The 15,872-nt window shown below is 72.8% G+C and carries 12 protein-coding genes; 2 read left to right on the forward strand and 10 right to left on the reverse strand.

Translation table 11 applies throughout. The annotated features are described in order from the left end of the window. Positions 1-364: 364 nt before the first annotated feature. The 6 genes from ACWDEN_RS22645 to ACWDEN_RS22670 form a co-directional block, all read right to left on the reverse strand. Positions 365-1,435 carry a nucleoside triphosphate pyrophosphohydrolase gene (locus tag ACWDEN_RS22645; protein ID WP_351602917.1) on the reverse strand — a complete coding sequence of 357 codons (1,071 nt, stop codon included), beginning with the start codon at positions 1,433-1,435 and terminating at the stop codon, positions 365-367. An 85-nt stretch (positions 1,436-1,520) separates the two neighbouring features. Then, on the reverse strand, positions 1,521-2,174 hold the full coding sequence (locus tag ACWDEN_RS22650; RefSeq protein WP_351602915.1) for a SurA N-terminal domain-containing protein: 654 nt from the start codon (positions 2,172-2,174) through the stop codon (positions 1,521-1,523). Between the two features lie 150 nt (positions 2,175-2,324). Then, positions 2,325-3,152: a glycoside hydrolase domain-containing protein gene (locus ACWDEN_RS22655; protein WP_450859970.1), complete on the reverse strand. Its 828-nt coding sequence runs from the start codon at positions 3,150-3,152 to the stop codon at positions 2,325-2,327. An 83-nt stretch (positions 3,153-3,235) separates the two neighbouring features. Continuing rightward, a complete protein-coding gene (locus ACWDEN_RS22660) occupies positions 3,236-4,729 on the reverse strand; it encodes a protein kinase domain-containing protein (protein WP_450860000.1) in 1,494 nt (497 codons plus the stop codon). A 38-nt stretch (positions 4,730-4,767) separates the two neighbouring features. Beyond that, the gene (locus ACWDEN_RS22665; protein WP_351602910.1) at positions 4,768-5,418 is read right to left on the reverse strand and encodes a hypothetical protein; all 651 of its coding nucleotides are present in this window, start codon (positions 5,416-5,418) and stop codon (positions 4,768-4,770) included. A 111-nt stretch (positions 5,419-5,529) separates the two neighbouring features. Continuing rightward, complete coding sequence (locus tag ACWDEN_RS22670) at positions 5,530-7,824, reverse strand: N-6 DNA methylase (RefSeq protein WP_450859971.1); 2,295 nt, start codon at positions 7,822-7,824, stop codon at positions 5,530-5,532. 188 nt (positions 7,825-8,012) lie between these two features. Between ACWDEN_RS22670 and ACWDEN_RS22675 the strand changes: the two genes are divergently transcribed. Beyond that, entirely contained in the window at positions 8,013-8,687 is a 675-nt protein-coding gene (locus ACWDEN_RS22675; protein ID WP_351602906.1) for a hypothetical protein, read from the forward strand. Positions 8,688-8,932: 245 nt separating this feature from the next. Next, a complete protein-coding gene (locus tag ACWDEN_RS22680) occupies positions 8,933-9,652 on the forward strand; it encodes a hypothetical protein (RefSeq protein ID WP_351602904.1) in 720 nt (239 codons plus the stop codon). A gap of 25 nt (positions 9,653-9,677) precedes the next feature. Here the strand turns inward: ACWDEN_RS22680 and ACWDEN_RS22685 are convergent, their stop codons facing one another. The 4 genes from ACWDEN_RS22685 to mfd form a co-directional block, all read right to left on the reverse strand. Further along, positions 9,678-10,421 carry an N-acetyltransferase gene (locus ACWDEN_RS22685; protein WP_351602902.1) on the reverse strand — a complete coding sequence of 248 codons (744 nt, stop codon included), beginning with the start codon at positions 10,419-10,421 and terminating at the stop codon, positions 9,678-9,680. Positions 10,422-10,472: 51 nt separating this feature from the next. Then, complete coding sequence (locus tag ACWDEN_RS22690) at positions 10,473-10,967, reverse strand: hypothetical protein (protein WP_351602900.1); 495 nt, start codon at positions 10,965-10,967, stop codon at positions 10,473-10,475. A 59-nt stretch (positions 10,968-11,026) separates the two neighbouring features. Further along, positions 11,027-11,740: an HNH endonuclease family protein gene (locus ACWDEN_RS22695; RefSeq protein WP_351602898.1), complete on the reverse strand. Its 714-nt coding sequence runs from the start codon at positions 11,738-11,740 to the stop codon at positions 11,027-11,029. Between the two features lie 507 nt (positions 11,741-12,247). After that, positions 12,248-15,781, reverse strand: a complete 3,534-nt coding sequence (mfd, locus tag ACWDEN_RS22700; RefSeq protein ID WP_351602896.1) for a transcription-repair coupling factor — start codon at positions 15,779-15,781, stop codon at positions 12,248-12,250. Positions 15,782-15,872: the final 91 nt, after the last annotated feature.

Here is a 15,872-nt window from a genome sequence, read left to right on the forward strand (position 1 = left end):
TTGCCTCGGGGCGTCTGCCTCCGCAGGTCCCGGTGGCCGCCGGGGGGCCGCGGTCATCGCCTCGGGGCCTCTCCCTCCGCAGAGTCCCCGTGTGCCTCCGCGGCCCGGTGGCCGACGGGGGCCGCGGTCATCGCCTCGGGGCCTCTGCCCCCGCAGGGTCCCCGTGGACCTCCGCGGCCCGGTGGCCGACGGGGGCTGCGGTCATCTCCTCAGCGGCTGCTCCCTCCGCTCCCTCCGCAGGATCCCGATGGCCCTCCGCGGCCCGGTGGCCGACGGGGGCCGCGGTCATCGCCTCGGGGCCTCTCCCTCCGCAGAGTCCCCGTGAGCCACCGCGGCTCGGTGGCCGACGGGGGCGGGGCTGCGGCTATCGCCTCGGGGCGTCTTCCTGCGCAGGGTCCCGGTGAGCCTCCGCGTCCTGGTGGTCGCCGGAGGGTGTGGGTATTGCCTCGGGGGCTGCTCCCTCCGCCTGCCGGATGGCGTCCCGGTACGCACGCGCCGCCGCGCGCAGGGCCGCCTCCGGGTCCACGCCCTCCGCCTCGGCGCGGGCCGCCAGGGCCAGCAGCTCGTAGCCGATGCCCTCGCCCTGCGGGAGCGGCACGTCGAGACCGGCCGTGCGCGCGCGAGAGGCGAGCTTGGCGGCGAGGGCCAGGCCGGGCTGGCCCAGCGGGACGCCCTCCGTGACCGAGGTGCGCCGCTTCTCCTCGGCCTTGGTGCGCAGCCAGTGCTCCTTGACGTCCTCCGGCGTCTCGGCCTTCTCGTCGCCGAAGACATGCGGGTGCCGGTGAACGAGTTTGGCGACGATGCCGCCGGCCACGTCGTCGACGGAGAACGGCGCGTCGGGGTGCTCCTCGGCGATCCGGGAGTGGAAGACGACCTGGAGCAGGACGTCGCCCAGCTCCTCGCGCAGTTCCTCGCGGTCGCCGGCCTCGATCGCCTCGACCAGTTCGTACGCCTCCTCGATCCCGTACTTGGCCAGGCCCTCGTGGGTCTGCCGGGACGACCAGGGGCATTCGGCGCGGATGCGGTCCATGACCTGGACGAGGTCCAGCAGACGGGCGCCGGGCAGGTCGTAGGAGGCCGGGAGCAGCTCCAGCTCCGGCATCGCGACCCGGCCGGAGCCGGCCAGCCGGGCCAGGCCGTCGGTGAGCGCGGGCTCCCCCTCACCGGTGGCCACGACCACCACCGTCCGCCCGCCGGCGCAGGCGTCGACCAGCTCCTGCGCGATCGGGGACGCCTCCTCCACCGCTATCCCGGCCTCCCGCAGATACGGCAGCTGCGGATGCGCGCCGTCCGCGCACAGCACCGCGTCGGCGCCGTGCAGGGCCTGCCAGGCGGGCCAGGACAGCAGGCCGGGCGCGACGCGGTGGCTGGTGGTGAGCAGGACGATGCGACCGGGGTCGGCGGCGGGGGCGAGGTCGGGGCTGGATGCGTTCACGCTCCGAACGTAACCCACGGCGGCAGGGAGCGGATTCGGTTGTCCACAGGCCGGGGACGATCGTATGAACGTATGACCGGCTGCCCTATGCCGTCACCGGCTGCCCGCCCGACACCGTCGTGACCTCCCGCACCCACGGCGTCTTGGCGTCCACCCGGCTGCTCTTCTGCACGTCCCAGGCGCCGTAGCGCGGGTTGACGTCGATGCGGAGTTCCTGGGAGGCCTTGGACAGCGCCTTCCAGAAGGCGGGCTGGGTGGTGTCGGTGCCGAGCTGCTGGGCCAGTTTCTGCGCCTCCAGCTGGAGCCGGAGGTTGTCGTCGAGGTGGGCGGGGGCGATGCCGTACTTCTGCAGCCAGGCGGTCTGCAGCCCCTTGGCGCCGCCGGCCTGCTGCTCCAGCCCGGCGCGCATCTGCTCGACCTCCCTGCGGCTGACCGTGATGCCCGCGTCCTGCGCGGCGCGGTGCAGCACCCGGTCGAGAACCATGTTGTGCAGGGTGTCCCGGGTGAGGCTGCTGGTGGAGGCGAGGACCTGCTGGTACTGGGCCTCGTCCGGAACCGCGGCCCGCTGTGCCCTGCGGACCTCGTCGACCCGGCTCTCCAGCTGGGCGACGGTGATCCGCTGCCCTCCGACGACGGCCGCGGCACCCGCGTGCGCATCGTTTCCGCAGGCGGTCAGCAGGGGTGCCGCGGCGGCGATCGCGGCGGTGAGGACGAGCGCGGTGCGACGGCGGCGGTGCAAGGAAACCTCCAGAGGGGAGATTGTGCGACGGTGCACAAAGTCTTGCGATGATCGATGGTAGGCAGTGGGAAGGCCGGGGCCAACCCATTCGACCAACGATTCGTACGCGCTTCGGGCACCGTCGCGCCCCCGGCCGGAGCAGGCCCCGGCTCAGCCGGTGACGGCCACCGGCGCGTCCCACGCGTCACGGTCGACGGTGAGCGTGACCCCGCCGTGCGACTCCTTGCTGTTGACCAGGTACTGGTGGCCGCGGCTGTGGTTGGTGAACTGGGTGGAACCCCACGGCCAATCCGCCGTCGTCGTGTTGTTCTTGTCCCACAGCGCGTACCAGAGGTTGCCCGGCAGGTCCGTCCTGTCCGTCGCCGTGGCGATGGCCTTGGCGCTGGAACTGCTGAAGCCGTAGTAGCCGGCCCGGTACGTCTTGGCGTGCAGCCCCTTGTCGAAGGCGCGCACATATGTCAGCACGGCGTCGTTGCTCGACGTGTTCGTGGTGTCGTACGCCTCCATGTCGAGGTAGATCGCGCTGCCCGCCTTCATGCCCAGGGCGGAGGCCTTGGCCACGGCGTCGGCGGCGTCCGTCGCCCCGAGGGAGGCGGCGGTGGCGGAGGTCAGCTTCTCCGGGTTGGAACCGGACTGGCAGGGCGGCTGGGCGCCGACGTAGAGGGGGACGAGCTTCCAGCCCAGGGAGCTGACCGACTTCACCCAGGAGGCGGTGAGGTTGGGCTGTGCGCAACCCCGGTTCCTGCCGCCCACATAGACGGCGGCGGCACCGTAGAAGCCGGTGTGCCAGGCCTTCATCGCCGACAGCGAGGGCGCGGCACAGGTGTCGAACGCGCGCCCGGTGAAGGTGTTCTGCGCGGGCCACGCGGTGGCGGCCATGGAGGTCTGAGCGGCGATGCCGGCGCCGGCGACGACGGCCGCCCCGGCCACCGCCCATGTGATGTATCTGTGCTTCTTCGACTGCCGATGGCCGGCCATGAAACCCACCCCTGGTGCGTGTGTGCCCTACGTCGATACCGCGCCACGGGAGTTCACAGGAACCTCCCGGGGCAACGGCATATTTAACCGCGCACCTGTCCGAGCCATTGCAGGGTGCGCCGGATCTCCATGGCCATCGGGTAACCGGGGCCGTGCAGCCGCTCCACGTCCATCAGCAGCCGGGCGAGGGTGTCGTGGGCGGACGGCCGGTCGCCGAGGGCGAGCAGCAGAAGGCCGATGCGCCGGCGCACGTCGTGGGCGAGCTGCGGGTCGCCGGAGACGTACTGGTTCTCGTAGTACGGCAGCAGCGCGCGGTACTCGGCGAGCGCCGCCGCCGGCTGGCCCAGCTGCTCCAGGCACTGCGCGGCCTCGTAGCGGTAGCGCAGGGAGTGCGGGTCGGCCTGGCCGGCCTCGGCGGCGCGTTCGTCGGCGAGGCGGCGCAGTTCGGGCAGCGCGCGCCGGTACTGGCCGTCGTCCATGAGCGTGGCCGCGTACTGCTTACGCAGGGTGCGCACGACCGGGGAGTGCTCGCCGTGCTGCTCGGCGGCGGCGGGCAGGATCGCGCCCAGGATGTCCACGGCCTGGGTGATGCGCCCCTCCCCGAGCAGGCGCTTGACCTCGTCCACGGCGGCGGCGACATCGGGCTTCTCGGCCACCGGCGGCGCCGGCGCGACGGGGGCGGGCTGGGGCGCGGGAGTCCGCGCGCGGTCCGGCCAGGGGGCGTGCGGGCGCAGGAAGGGGCGCGTGGGGTCCAGGGGCGCCCCGGTGGGCGTCCCGCGCGCGGGCAGGAGCGCCGCCAGTTCCTCGTACACCTCCTGCGCGGAGCCCGGACGGTGCTGCGGGTCCTTGGCGAGCAGCCGCAGCACGAGCCTCTCCAGCGCCTCGGGGACCTCGGGGCGGATACGGCGCACGGGCAGCGGAGGCTCGTACAGGTGCCGGTGCAGCACGCCGAGCGCCGTCGAGCCCGCGAACGGCACGTCACCACTGAGGAGTTCGTGCATCAGCACACCGAGCGCGTACAGGTCGGTGTACGGGCCGACCGCGCCGCCCATCGCCTGTTCCGGCGCCATGTAGGCGGGCGAGCCGATCGGTGAGCCGGTGTGGGTCAGGCGGGTGGTGTCGGTGTCCATCACCGAGGCCACACCCAGGTCGAGCACGGTGACCGTGCCGTCCTGCTTCACCATCACGTTGCGCGGCTTGAGGTCGCGGTGCACGATCGGCACGGCGTGCACGGCGCTCAGCACGGCGCACAGTTGCGCGGCCACCGCGACCGCCCACTGCCACGGGTACGGATCGTGTTCGGCGAGGTGGTCGGACAGGTCGGCGCCGTCGACGTACTGCATGACGAGGAACAGTTCCTCGCCCTCGCTGCCCGCGTCGTGCACGGTCACCAGGCCGGGGTGGTCCACCTGGGCGGTCACCCGGCACTCGCGCATGAACCGGCGGCGCAGCTCGTCCGCCTCCTGACCCGCCACCTTGTCGGGGCGCAGCAGCTTCACCGCCACGCGCCGGTCGAGCCGCCGGTCGTACGCCGTCCACACCTGCCCCATGCCGCCCTGTCCGATGAGCGTGGACAGTTCATACCGGCCGGCGACGACACGCCCTGCCGCCACACTCACCGTCCGCTCTCGTGACCGTCGTGCCGTCCGTCGTGCAGGCCGTCAGGCCGGCCGTCGTGCCGGCGCAGGTAGTCGCTCAGCTCGTCCAGTTCGGCGCGGACCTGCTCGATGTGGCTGGGCGCCGGGCGCTGGGGCGGTGCGGGGACGTGCGGCTGGGGCGCGGGGATGTGGGGCATCGGGGCCGGCACGTACGGGGGTCGCGGCGTGCTCGGCCTGCTCGGCGCGGTCGTCGCGGTGAACGGCGAGACGGACTGGGGGTATGCGTAGCCCGGCCCCAGCGGCACCTGGCCGGCGTAAGCCTGGCGGAGCCGCTGGAAGTGGCGTATGTCCGCGTAGAGGTAGTAGGCGACACAGGCGACGGCGTTCAGCAGCAGCATGCTCATGCCCAGAGTGCCGTTCGGCGAGCTGAAGTCGTCGGTGTGGTCGGTGCTGAAGAGTGCGAAGCAGATGCCGAGGACGGTCACGGATCCGCCGAAGAACCACCACTCGGCGGGCCTGCGGGTCACGATCGCCGCGCGCAGCGGCGCCACCCACGCCAGGAATCCGATGCTGAAGAGCGCCACCGCCACGAAGATCACGCGCAACACGACCAGCACCCCGGTCGAGGGTGGCTGCGGCGGTGGCGGCGCGTAGCCGTGGCCTTGCATGGCTGCTCCTGGAGGCCTGATGCGTGCGGACGTGTGTGCTGAGTCCGAGCGTATAGGCCGCCGAGGACAGCCGGTCCCGGGTGTACCGAACCGTTGCCGCGCTCCGGGCCCTCAGTCCGGTGCCACCGTCCCGTCCGTCAGCCCGTCGTACATCCCGCGCACGAGTTGCTCCCCGAGCCGGCCCGCAAGCCGCAGCGCCCGCTCGAACTCGTCGAGTGCGCGGAAGCGCGCGCCGTAGCGCCGTTGTTCGTCCAGCGGGAGCCGGGGCAGCTGCAGACGGCGCACGTCCAGCCGGGTCGCGGTGGAGGCATAGCTGCTGGCCTGCCGGTTGTTGGCGGTGCCGCGCAGGAACCCGGCGAGGAACCACGGGTCGAGCGCCGTGCGATCGGGGCGCAGCAGCACAAGGTTGCGCCCCAGGGCGGCGCCCCCCGTCGCCTCGTCGATCACGCGCGCCACCGAGCCGCCGCCCAGCACCGGTACGACGACGTCGCCCGGCTCGGTCAGCACCGCCTCCTCTTCGCTCTCCGGAAGCGTCCCGGAGGGCGCCGTGCCGGCGAGGACGTCGTGGTCGGTGAGGACGGGCACGCGCGCGTGGCCGCCGTTTCCGCCGGTGCGCATCACCAGCGCGCCCCCGCGCGCGAGTTCACCGATGGTGGTGAGCGGCCAGCGCGCGTCCGGCGCGGGGGCGGCGGGCGGCGGAGTGAGCTCGGCGGTCAGGCGCAGGGTCGTGCCGAGGCGCTCGCGCACCTCCGTGAGCTGCTCCGCGCCGTCGGCCACGGCCGCCGGCGGCAGATGGCGGGCGGGGGCCAGGTCGACGTCGTCGTCGAGGAGTTCGATGACCGGCACGGAACGGGCGAGCCCCGGCCGCTCCGCCGGCCGCCCCGCGTGCTCGAAGGCACGCCAGGCGTCGAGGACGGCCTCGCGCACCGCCGGCCAGTCCGGCCCGCCGCGCCCCTCCCTGGCGAACCTGCCGGTGTCCACGAGCAGCACCTCGGGCGCCGCCGGCGTCCGGTCGGGCCGGCGCAGCACCCACACGTGCAGCGGGATGCTGTACGGCGGCGCCGCCCCGGCCGGCAGCGCGATCACGGCCCGGAGCGCGCCCCGGCGCAGCAGGTCGGCGCGGATCCGGCGCCCGGAACGGCGGGAGGCGGCGGCCGGCGGCATGAGCAGCACGGCGGAGCCGCCGTCGGCCAGCCGGGCCAGCGCGTGCTGCACCCAGGCCAGTTCGGACTCGGTGCGGGCCGGGAAGCCGTACTCCCAGCGGGGGTCGTAGGCGAGTTCGTCATGGCCCCAGTTACGCTCGTTGAACGGCGGATGGCACAGCACGGCGTCGGCGCGCAGCTCGGGGTAGGCGTCGGCGCGCAGGGTGTCGCCGGCAGCGCCGCGTACGCCGGCCCGGGAGTGCAGGGCGAGCCGCAGCGCGGTGAGCGCGGCCAGGTCGGGCGCGCTGTCCTGGGCGTACAGCTCCTGGTCGGGGCGGGTGTCGACGGCCCGCAGCAGGGCGCCTGTGCCGCAGGCGGGGTCCAGGACGGTGCGGGCGGGGCCGGCGAGGTCGGCCATGAGCCCGGCGAGTTCGGCCGGGGTGAGCGTGTACTGGCGGGGGTTGGCATCCAGGTGCCGGCCCAGCAGGAACTCGAAGGCCTGCCGTGCCCCGGTCTCGGCGGCCAGCTCGGCCACGCCGCGCAGGAGCGCTGCGGAGGGGAGGAGTTGGGGGCCGGTGGGGGTGCGGAGGGCGGGGGTGCGGGGGGTGCGGGGGGTGCCGTGAACGGCGGTGGCGTTGTGAACAGCTGGTGGGGCGTTCACAGCCTGCTCGGCGGTTGAGGAGTTCACAGCGGGGGGCGTGCGCGCTGCGTCCACAGCGGGCGCCGCGGAATCCGGGTTCACATCGGCTGTCCCAGAGGCGGCGTTCACACCGGGCACCCCGAAACCCGCGCTCACACCAGGCACCTCGGAACCTGAGTTCACACTCGACGCCCCCGAGCCGCCCCGCCCGGCCCGCCGCCCCCGCGCGGTGCCGAGACGCGCCGCCAGTACCTCCTCCAGCGCGCCCGGCAGCATCGCGGCGAGGCGTGCGTCGGAGCCGGCGCTCGCGTCGAGCCAGACGGTGGGGCGCTCGTGGATCAGGAGCAGGACGCAGCCGGCGTGCACCAGGGCGGTCAGCGGGCCCTCGGGATGTCCCACGAGCTGCTGCCAGACCCGTTCCCGCAGCGGGACCTCGGCGAGTTTGCCCTGCTTGCGCAGCCAGGCCTCGACCTCGGCGAGCGCGAAGGACGGGCTGGTCTCGGTGCCGCCGACCGGTTTGGGGAAATCGGCGTGCCGGCGGCGCCAGTTGCTGACGGCGGCCCGGCCCACTCCGGCGAGCCGGGCGATTCCGGCAGCGGTCACCTCTGTCGCGTTGTCCTGCACCGGCCCCACTCCCCCTCGTCCCGTGTGTGTGCCGAGCATACCGGCGTACACAAGATCCCTGCATTCACGCCGTGTACCCATCGGATGCTGTGAACCTTGTTGACTCGGTTCACAGGCTCTGCTCTTATTGACCCAGCGAACCAGCGGCCACCGGAGGGGGAGGCCGCCGTTTTGGGGAGGGATTCGCCATGGGCATGAAAGCCAAGGTCGCGCTGGGCGCCGTCGTGGGGGTCGTCGTCATCGGTGCCGTGTCGGCGAACGCCGGCAGCAGCGGCAAGGACGGCGGTCCCGGCGGCAGTGGCAAGGGCTCTTCCGCCTCCGCCGGGCACACGCCCGGCAGCACCAAGGACAAGAAGAAGGCCGCCGCGATCGCCGGCGACGGCGAGTACCAGGTCGGCTCGGACGTGAAGCCGGGCACCTACCGCACGACCGGCAACACCGACGACATGTGCTACTGGGAGCGCGCCAAGGACGCCAAGGGCGAGACGGAGTCGCTCCTCGCCAACGACAACGTCACCGGCACGAGTTACGTGACCATCAAGCCCACCGACAAGATCTTCAAGTCCACCGGCTGCAAGGACTGGGAGGCCGTCGGCCCCAGGACGAAAGGCACGCCCGCTTCCTCGATGAACGGCGACGGAGGCATGTTCAAGGTCGGTACCGACATCGCGCCGGGCACCTACAGGTCGACCGGGAACACCGCCGACGACAACTGCTACTGGGAGCGCGCCAAGGACGCCGAGCACGGGCCGAACTCGCTGATCGCCAACGACAACGTGACCGGCACGGCCGTCGTCACCATCAGCCCGGGCGACGCCTACTTCAAGACCAGCGGCTGCGGCGACTGGAAGAAGGCGGCCTGAACCGGCCCGGCCGGTCCCACCGCCGCCCCCGCACACCGCTCGCCGGCCGCGCACCGCACGCACCCGCGCAGCGCACCCCCACCCCCCCCCCCCCCACCGCGCACACGCGCACCGCACCTGTCCCACCGGCTCCGGCTGCCCGGGCCCGACCCCGCGCTGCCGGACCGGACCGGACGCCGTACGGCACACCGTTCGGCGCGCCGTACACACATCCCCGTAACACCCAGCTCTCCTGAAGGACTGTCATGCGCCTCACCCCCCGTGTCGCCACGCTCCTCGCCGTCGCGGCGCTCCCGCTGGCCCTCACCGCCTGCTCGTCCGGTTCCTCCGCCGGCCACGAGGGCACCGGCGCCAAGCCGGCCGACGCGAAGGACCTGAACGCCGGTCTCGCCACCGGTACGCAGCTGAAGAAGGCGCTGGCGCCGGCGTCGGTCTTCCCGTCCGGGTTCGCCCCCGAGTCCGACGGTGCCTCCGACAGCGGCACCCAGTTCCTCTCCCCCGCCGCCCGGAGCACCGCGAAGCCGGACTGCACCCGGCTGGAGGGCACGTCCTGGATACAGGTGACCGGCTTCAAGGGAGGCGTGTCGTTCGCGCAGAACGACTACGTGAACCACGGCAAGACCGAGGAAGTGGCCCAGGAGATCGACACGTTCCAGGGCACCACGGCGAACACCGTGATGAAGCGGCTGCAGACCGTCGCCGGCGAGTGCGCCGCCTTCACGGACACCGACGCTCACGCCAAGGTGAAGCTCACGGGCACGTCCACGGCCGGGCTCGGTGACGAGGCCTACACGATGACGCTGACGAGCGGTGCGTGGCAGAACGGCTCGACACTCATCGCGGCGCGTACCGGCAACTCCGTGATCACCGTGCTGTCGACGGCGGGCACCGACAACGGAGCCGCCACCGCGAAGAAGGTGACGACGCAGATCCTGGGCAGCCTGAAGGGCCTGAAGACCGCCTGACCGGGGGAGTGGACGCGGCGCCCGCTCACAGCGGGTGCCGCATCCACACGTTGGGCTCGACGTAGACGGCGTATCCGCGCTGCGGTTCACAGCGGACCGGGACCAGTGCGCCGGGCACCTCGACGTCGGCCGCGGTGTCGAACGGCAGCCCGGTCCAGCGGCGCCACTCCTCCAGCGAGGCGCCCACGGTCATGGAGGCCGGCGCGATGGAGTCGATGGTGGCTCCGGCGCGCGCGTGGACGCGCAGCCACGGGTCCTCGGGCAGGTCGTCGGGGCGGACCCGGTGGACGTACTCGGTGATCGGGGTGTGTGGTTCGCGGTGCTTGGCGCTGGGACGGACGGGGGCGACGACCTCGCGGAAGCCGAGCGCGCGGGCGTTCTCCCGCATCGCCGAGAGCATCACCGCGGACAGGCCGTGGCCCTGGGCGTGCGGGGCGATGGTGACCGAGATCGCGCTCACCGTGTCGGGGCGGGTGCCGCGGCGCAGGTCGGCGAAGGCCCACAACAGGATCTGGTCCCAGCCGCGCGCGGGCAGGGCGCGCCGGCCGTCGGTGTCGAGGGCGAAGGGGACGCTGAAGGCGTGGGCGACGATGTCGCCGTGCTCGTCCTCGGCGAACAACGCATACTGCGGCAGTTCGGCGGGGATACGGCCGTAGTGGGCGTTGCCCACGGGGTCGTTGGTCACGAACTCGGGCCATGTGTCGGCCATCTCGAACAACACCGGCAGCCGGTCGGGCCGCTCGGCGATGCTGCTCACCCTGACGTGCATGGCGCTCACGGTAGGCGGCGCGCCCCCGGCCCGGGTAACGGTTTTCGCCGGTCAGCGGGGCGGGTGCGGCGGCGCACCGGCCGTGCGGGCCACGCGGTCGGTCAGCGGGTCGTATCCGAGGAACGGATGGCCGCAGGCGCCCTCGGGGTCCATCAGCACGGGCTTGTGCAGGTGCCGGCCGAGGGACCGCAGGAATCCGCAGAAGAGGTCCAGCCGTTCCTGGCCCTGCAGTTCCCGCAGGTCGACGTCGAAGTCGATCTCCTCGGCCCCGAGGAAGCGGAAGACGGCGAGCATTCCGGGCACCGGCCACACCCGCAGCTGCGGGCACTCGGCGCCGGGGGGCCGGCCGAGCACGTGCGCCGCCCGCGGCAGGGGCCGTACGGCGTCACCCTCCAGGTACTCGTGCCGCCAGCCGCTCGCCACGACCAGGTCGAGGAGAGCCTGCCAGTCCTCGGCCGAGGTACCGGGCACGCTCAGGTCGGGCAGCGCGCCCGTCTCCTCGGGGTCGAACCAGCCGGAGACGTCCTCCCACAGCAGATCGCGCATTCCGCCATGCTGCCCGCCGGCCCGGCCGTGGCGCATCCGTGTTTCCCCCGGTCCGCGGCTCAGCGGGCGCGGAAACGTTCCGGTGCCTTGGTGGGGTTGCCACCCGTGGGGAGTTTCTGGGCGGGGCAGCCGTCGAGGACCCTCTTCATGGCGGCCTTCTCGGCGGCGGTGACCCACAGGCCGTACTTCTTCTTCACGGCGACCTGGGCGGCCACATAGGTGCAGCGGTACTTGCCGTTGGGCGGGAGCCAGGTGGCGGCGTCGCCGTCGCCCTTGCCGCGGTTGGTGCTCGCGTCGACCGCGATGAGGTTGAGGGGGTCGTTGGCCAGCGCTATGCGCTTGCTTGCGTCCCAGTACTGGGCGCCCTTCTGCCAGGCGTCGGAGAGGGGGACGACGTGGTCGATGTCGACCTGGCTGCTGCCGCGCCGGTAGGTGATGTCCTTGCCGGAGTAGGGGTCGGGCTCGAGCAGGCCGTAGGAGACCTTGCAGGTGCCGCCGGTGAACCTCACGGCCTTCAGGTCGCGTTTGAGTATGTCGTCGCGGGTGTCGCAGGAGTTGGAGTCGGTGTCGGCCCACGCGGTGCCGAACCGGGCCCGCGAGTAACCGGTCTTGGGTGCCCGGCCCTTGACGGTCAGGGCGTCGACGGCGGCCAGGACCGCGCCGCTGCCCCCGGCACCGGCACCGGAGGTGCCCTTGCTCTGCCCGGACTTGCAGCCGGCCACGGCGACCAGTACGGCCACGGCGGCGACCACCGCACCCCTCGGACGCGCCACGGTGCGTCCCCCCTCACTCGCCCGGGTCCGCCCGTCGGACACAGGCGGAATCGTTCCGTCCCTTACGGTAACCGCCGCGAGGCCCACTTCAGATGGGGGCCAAGGCGGTTTTTCGGGCGACCGGTGGCCGAGTTGGGGCATGCCGGTGCCGTACGGGGGGAGCACGGCCGGCACGCGCATGAGCCCGCTCACAACGGGCCGCCGGGGAGCTTGCCCCTGACGTTGGCATCAGGGGGGGCGCCGGGGGCGATTGAGGCACCGATGGCCGGCCGCTCCGGGTACAGCCCCGAGCAGCGGGCCGTGGTCCGCGTGTGGCAGCCCGGCCACACCCCGCTCGTCCGGGTCGGCCGCCCCGACTGCGGTGTGCTCGGTAGCCGCTGGCGGCGCGTTGGGAGGTGATCAGGCCCGCCGGTTCGTGGTGGCGCAGGGCGCGCGGCGGCGCGCCGGTCGCCGCCGCCGGCTCACCGGTCCTCATGCCCCCCTTACGCAGGACCCCCCTAGCGACGCCTACGACCCCAGGATCGAGGCGAGGAACTCACCGACCCAGCCCAGCAGTTCACGGCCGACCAGCGGCTTGCCGCCGACCTTCGCGGTCTTCGGGCGCGGGACCAGCACCTGGTGCACGGCCGGCTTGATGACCGTGCCGGGGTAGAGGCGCTTGACCCGCAGCTCCTGCGACTCGCGCAACTCCACCGGCGCGAAGCGGATGTTGGTGCCCTGGAGCACGATCTCGCCGACGCCGCACGCGCGCGCGAGCATCCTGAGCCCGGCCACCAGCAGCAGGTTCTCCACCGGTTCGGGCAACTTGCCGTAGCGGTCGGTGAGTTCCTCACGGACGGCCTTGATGTCCTCCTCGGAGTTGGCGGAGGCGATGGAGCGGTAGGCCTGCAGGCGCAGCCGCTCGCCGGGCGCGTAGTCGTGCGGGACGTGCGCGTCGACGGGCAGCTCGATCTTGACCTCGAGCGGCGCCTCCTCCTCGATCTCGCCGGTCTCCAGCTGGCGCCGGTAGTCCGCGACCGCCTCGCCGACCATGCGGACGTACAGGTCGAAGCCGACGCCCGCGATGTGCCCGGACTGCTCGCCGCCGAGCAGGTTGCCCGCGCCGCGGATCTCCAGGTCCTTCATCGCCACGTACATGCCCGCGCCCATCTCGGTGTGCTGGGCGATGGTGGCCAGGCGCTCGTGCGCGGTCTCCGTCAGCGGCTTCTCCGGCGGGTAGAGGAAGTAGGCGTAACCGCGCTCACGGCCGCGGCCGACGCGGCCGCGCAGCTGGTGCAGCTGGGACAGGCCGAAGGTGTCGCCGCGCTCCACGATGAGGGTGTTGGCGTTGGAGATGTCGATGCCGGACTCGACGATCGTGGTCGAGACGAGCACGTCGGACTTCTTCTCCCAGAAGTCGACGACGACCTGCTCCAGCGTCGACTCCGACATCTGGCCGTGGGCCGTGGCGATGCGTGCCTCGGGGACGATCTCGCGCAGTCTCGCCGCAGCGCGGTCGATGGACTCGACGCGGTTGTGGATGTAGAAGACCTGGCCCTCGCGCAGCAGTTCGCGGCGGATGGCGGCGCCGATCTGCTTCTCCTCGTACGGTCCGACGAAGGTGAGCACCGGGTGGCGCTCCTCCGGGGGCGTGGTGATCGTGGACATCTCGCGGATGCCGGTCACGGCCATCTCGAGGGTCCGGGGGATCGGGGTCGCGGACATCGTCAGCACGTCGACATTGGCGCGCAGCTTCTTCAGCTGCTCCTTGTGCTCGACGCCGAAGCGCTGCTCCTCGTCGACGATGACCAGGCCCAGGTCCTTGAACCTGGTCTCGGAGGAGAACAGCCGGTGGGTGCCGATGACGATGTCCACCGAGCCCTCCTTCAGGCCCTCCAGGACGGCCTTGGCCTCGGTGTCGGTCTGGAAGCGGGACAGCGCCTTCACGCTCACCGGGAACTGCGCGTACCGCTCGGAGAACGTCCCGAAGTGCTGCTGCACCAGCAGGGTCGTCGGCACCAGGACCGCGACCTGCTTTCCGTCCTGTACGGCCTTGAAGGCGGCCCGTACCGCGATCTCGGTCTTGCCGTAGCCGACGTCGCCGCAGATCAGGCGGTCCATGGGGACGGACTTCTCCATGTCCTCCTTGACCTCGGCGATGGTGGTGAGCTGGTCGGGGGTCTCGGCGTAGGGGAAGGCGTCCTCCAGCTCGCGCTGCCAGGGCGTGTCGGCGCCGAAGGAGTGGCCGGGGGCGGCCATGCGCGCGCTGTAGAGCTTGATCAGGTCGGCGGCGATCTCCTTGACCGCCTTCTTCGCGCGTGCCTTGGTCTTCGTCCAGTCGGCGCCGCCCAGGCGGTGCAGGGTGGGTGCCTCGCCGCCGACGTACTTGGTGATCTGCTCCAGCTGGTCGGTGGGGATGTAGAGGCGGTCGCCGGGCTGGCCGCGCTTGGCGGGCGCGTACTCGACCACCAGGTACTCGCGGGTGGCGCCCTGCACCGTGCGCTGCACCATCTCGATGTAGCGGCCGACGCCGTGCTGTTCGTGGACGATGTAGTCGCCCGGCTCCAGGGTGAGCGGGTCGATGGTCTTGCGGCGGCGGGCCGGCATCCGGGCGCCCTCGCGGCCGGTCGCGCGCTGGCCGGACAGGTCGGTCTCGGTGAGCACGGCGAGCTTCAGTGCCGGGTCCACGAAGCCGTACTCGATCGAGCCGCAGGAGACGTGCACGACGGAGGGGCTGAGGTCGCCGAGGTCGGCGTCCAGGCGGGCGGGGATGCCCTCGCCGCCGAGCACCTCCGCCGTACGGGCGGCCGGGCCGTGGCCCTCGGTGACGAAGACCGCGCGCCAGCCGTCGGCGAGCCAGCCCTTGGTGTCGGCGAGGGCCCGCGCGGTGTCGCCGCGGTAGGCCTCGGGTGCGTGCATGCCGAGCTTGAGGGTGTCCGCGTCGAGCTCTTCGTCGGCGGCGAAGGGGGACACCGACCACCACATCATGTCCAGCTCGCGCGCGCGGTCGCGGACGTCGGCGATGGACCACAGGGAGGCGGCGCCGACGTCGATCGGGGCCTCGCCGCCGCCTGCGGTGGCCGCCCAGGAGGCCTGCAGGAACTCCTGGGAGGTGGCCACGAGGTCGGCGGCACGCGTGCGTACCCGCTCGGGGTCGCAGACCACGGCCATCGCGCCCTTGGGGAGGACGTCGAGCAGCAGCTCCATGTCGTCCACCAGGACGGGGGCGAGGGACTCCATGCCCTCGACCGCGATGCCCTCGGCGATCTTGTTCAGGAGTTCGCCCAGCTCCGGGTGCTCCTCGGCGAGGGCACGCGCGCGTGCGCGGACGTCGTCGGTGAGCAGCAGCTCGCGGCACGGGGGTGCCCACAGGCCGTGCTCGGCGACTTCGAGGGAGCGCTGGTCGGCGACCTTGAAGTAGCGGATCTCCTCGACGTCGTCGCCCCAGAACTCCACGCGCAGCGGGTGTTCCTCGGTGGGCGGGAAGACGTCCAGGATGCCGCCGCGCACGGCGAACTCGCCGCGCTTCTCGACGAGCTCCACGCGCGCGTAGGCGGCGGCCGCGAGGGCTTCCACGACGTCGTTCAGGTCGGCGGTCCGGCCGGTCCTCAGGGACACCGGCTCCAGGTCGCCGAGGCCCTTGACCTGGGGCTGCAGCACGGAGCGCACGGGTGCGACGACGACGGAGACGGGGCCGGTCCCGGGGTCGTCCGGGCTGGGGTGGGCCAGGCGGCGCAGGACGGCGAGGCGGCGGCCGACGGTGTCGCTGCGCGGGCTGAGCCGCTCGTGCGGGAGGGTCTCCCAGGAGGGGTACTCCACGACGCCCTCGGCGGGCAGCAGGGAGCGCAGGGACGCCGCCAGGTCCTCGGCCTCTCGGCCCGTGGCCGTGACCGCGAGCACCGGGCGGCCCGCCGTGCGGGCGAGGGCGGCGACCGTGAAGGGACGGGCCGCCGGGGGCCCGACGAGGTCGATGTGCATGCGGTTGCCGTCCGCGGCCGCCTGAATCGCTTCCGCGAGGGCGGGGTCCTTGACGACGGCGTCGAGCAGACCGTGCAGGCTCATGGAGGGGCTTTCCGTCCGGTGGTGGGCAACGCGAATAACCCGACGCGTGTGACGGCCGGGGGTGTCCAGCGTACGACTCCGCCGGGGTTGG

This window comes from Streptomyces sp. NPDC001153 (genome assembly GCF_053598315.1).